Here is a 2,290-nt window from a genome sequence, read left to right as displayed (position 1 = left end):
ATTCACCACATTCACATCTGGCAGCTCAATGAAGATGAAGTGCATTTAGAAGCACATCTGGAATTTAAAAAAGATGTGAAAATTTCTGAATTTGACCGCCTTCTTTTAAAACTGGAGGAACTTTTGATTCAAGATTTTGGAATCAATCATATTACAATACAACCTGAATATCAAAGAGAAGAAATAAGTAAAGATATTATTGTGCAAGATTAACCCTTATCCTTTTCTATTTTATTATCTACCCAAATTGATTCCATAACAAATGGAGCTGTGTCCCAATACATATGTTCCTGAATAATTTTTCCATTTTCAAATTTTGATGTTATGTGTACAATAATTTCGGTTTTATTTTCACTTTCAGTAAATGTGCCGGTCCAAACACCCCAAAAACTAACCCAAGTAGTTCCCTTGCTGTCTATAATCATTTCAAACGTCTGGTTTTCTGTGGTTGAATATTGATAATTTTTCATCTGGTTAATGAACGTTTTATGCTCTTCTATTGACTCATTAACAGTTCTTGGATCACTGTTAACTCGGTTGTGATAGATTTTTGCATCATCCACATAATGGGTGGCGTAAGAAGACCAGTCCCCGGCTTCATAGTCTTTTATCATTTTTCGCATTACCTCAATTTCTGAGGATTCTTCTGTAAAATAATTTTTAGAAGTGTCAATACAGGAGGCTAAAACAAACAATAGTAAAAGCGGAAATACGATAAAATTTTTCATAGTTGGAAAGTTTACTCTTTATAAAGGTAGATTATTTCTTTTAAAAAAACTTATTTTTGCCAATAACAACAACAAACTATAAAGTTGAATTTTAAGCTAAAAAAGTATTCGCAACTCACTATACAAGAATTGTATGATATTCTTCAGCTACGCAGTGAGGTATTTGTGGTAGAGCAAAATTGTGTCTATCAGGATATTGACGGAAAAGATGAAAAAGCACTTCATCTTTTTGCATACAAAAACGGCACGTTGGTTGCTTATGCAAGACTTTTTGGTCCCGGCGATTATTTTGAAAAAGCAAGTATCGGAAGAGTTATTATTAAAGAAAACCAAAGAAAATTTGGTTATGGACACCAATTAATGAAAGCAGCAAATGATGCTGTTGAAGTGAACTTCAACACCTCAAAAATTCATCTTTCAGCTCAACAATATCTTGTTAATTTCTATAATGCACACGGATATCAGGAAGTGGGTGAGGGTTATCTGGAAGATGGAATTCCACACATTGGTATGGAAAAAATATAATTTACCCCTTTGTCCTGACTCGTTTATCAAATGGAATTTTTAATTGATATAAGATATCTTCATCTGTACTATCATCAACAAGATCAAGTCCATAACGCACTTTTTTTGGATCACCATAAACAAAAGTGCCAAAAATCCTGTCCCAGAAAGAAAACATATTTCCAAAGTTGGTGTCTGTCCAAGGCATTTCCCAGTGGTGGTGAAACTTGTGCATATTGGGAGTTACAAACACATAGCTGATGTATTTGTCTATCTTACCCAGATTTATATTGGCATGGGTAAAATAAGTAAAAAACACGCTTAAAATGCGGTACACTAGATAGAAAGCAATAGGCATTCCCATAATTAATACAGCAATAAGGGCAAAAGTTTCCCTGATTACAAAATCCAGCGGATGATGTCTCGTTCCCGTGGTTACATCAACCTTAGTATCGCTGTGATGTACAATATGCAAACGCCACATCCATTTTATCTTGTGCAACAAATAGTGTACACCATATTGAGCAATAAAATCTAATGTAAGCAGCGCAACTATTAATTCTAGCCAAATGGGTAAATTAACCAGATTTAACAAACCAAACTGTGTAGTTTCTATCCAATAAAATATTCCCAGCGTAAGTGCGCCAAAACCTACGTTAATCATCATCGTAAAAAAAAGGAAGGCAAAGTTGACACCGGCGTGTTTCCATTTTTTATAATTGATTTTTACAAGGGCATAATACCCTTCTAAAATCCAAAAAACTCCCAAAACTCCGACTACCCAAAGCAGACGCAACCAGAGCGGCATTTCTTCAAAAAAACTTAAAAAAGAATGCATTTTATTTAAAAATGTTTAGATAGCGGTTTTTATCTTTTAAGATAGCAACAGCTTCTTTTATTTCAGGATTGTTAGCAACGTGATATTCATACAATCCCTCTTTATAAAAATAACGCTTCACAATCTCATCTGTCAACAATGATTTGATTTCAGCCTTTTTGGACTGTAATTCTTTGTCTTTGGCATTACTAAGATCTTCTAAAAGAGCAACATAACTTTT

The 2,290-nt window shown here is 33.8% G+C and carries 3 protein-coding genes and 2 pseudogenes; 2 read left to right on the top strand and 3 right to left on the bottom strand.

Annotated elements, in window-relative coordinates:
• Nucleotides 1-213: pseudogene (locus AACY61_RS12645) on the top strand (cation transporter); the annotation flags it as partial.
• Here AACY61_RS12645 and AACY61_RS12640 read toward each other — a convergent pair.
• Nucleotides 210-728, bottom strand: a complete 519-nt coding sequence (locus AACY61_RS12640; RefSeq protein WP_339611938.1) for a hypothetical protein — start codon at nt 726-728, stop codon at nt 210-212. The pseudogene AACY61_RS12645 and the gene AACY61_RS12640 overlap by 4 nt on opposite strands.
• A gap of 84 nt (nt 729-812) precedes the next feature.
• Here AACY61_RS12640 and AACY61_RS12635 point away from each other — a divergent pair, with 84 nt between their 5' ends.
• Complete coding sequence (locus AACY61_RS12635; protein ID WP_339611937.1) at nt 813-1,253, top strand: GNAT family N-acetyltransferase; 441 nt, start codon at nt 813-815, stop codon at nt 1,251-1,253.
• Between the two features lies 1 nt (nt 1,254).
• On the opposite strand, the gene AACY61_RS12630 is transcribed toward AACY61_RS12635, so the two are convergent.
• Both AACY61_RS12630 and AACY61_RS12625 read right to left on the bottom strand, forming a co-directional pair.
• The gene (locus tag AACY61_RS12630) at nt 1,255-2,070 is read right to left on the bottom strand and encodes a sterol desaturase family protein (RefSeq protein WP_339611936.1); all 816 of its coding nucleotides are present in this window, start codon (nt 2,068-2,070) and stop codon (nt 1,255-1,257) included.
• A gap of 1 nt (nt 2,071) precedes the next feature.
• Nucleotides 2,072-2,290 (bottom strand): annotated as a pseudogene (locus tag AACY61_RS12625) (peptidase S41); the annotation flags it as partial.

Source organism: uncultured Planktosalinus sp., from assembly GCF_963973675.1.
Classification (GTDB): domain Bacteria; phylum Bacteroidota; class Bacteroidia; order Flavobacteriales; family Flavobacteriaceae; genus Planktosalinus.
This window is presented reverse-complemented; position numbering and strand designations above follow the sequence as displayed.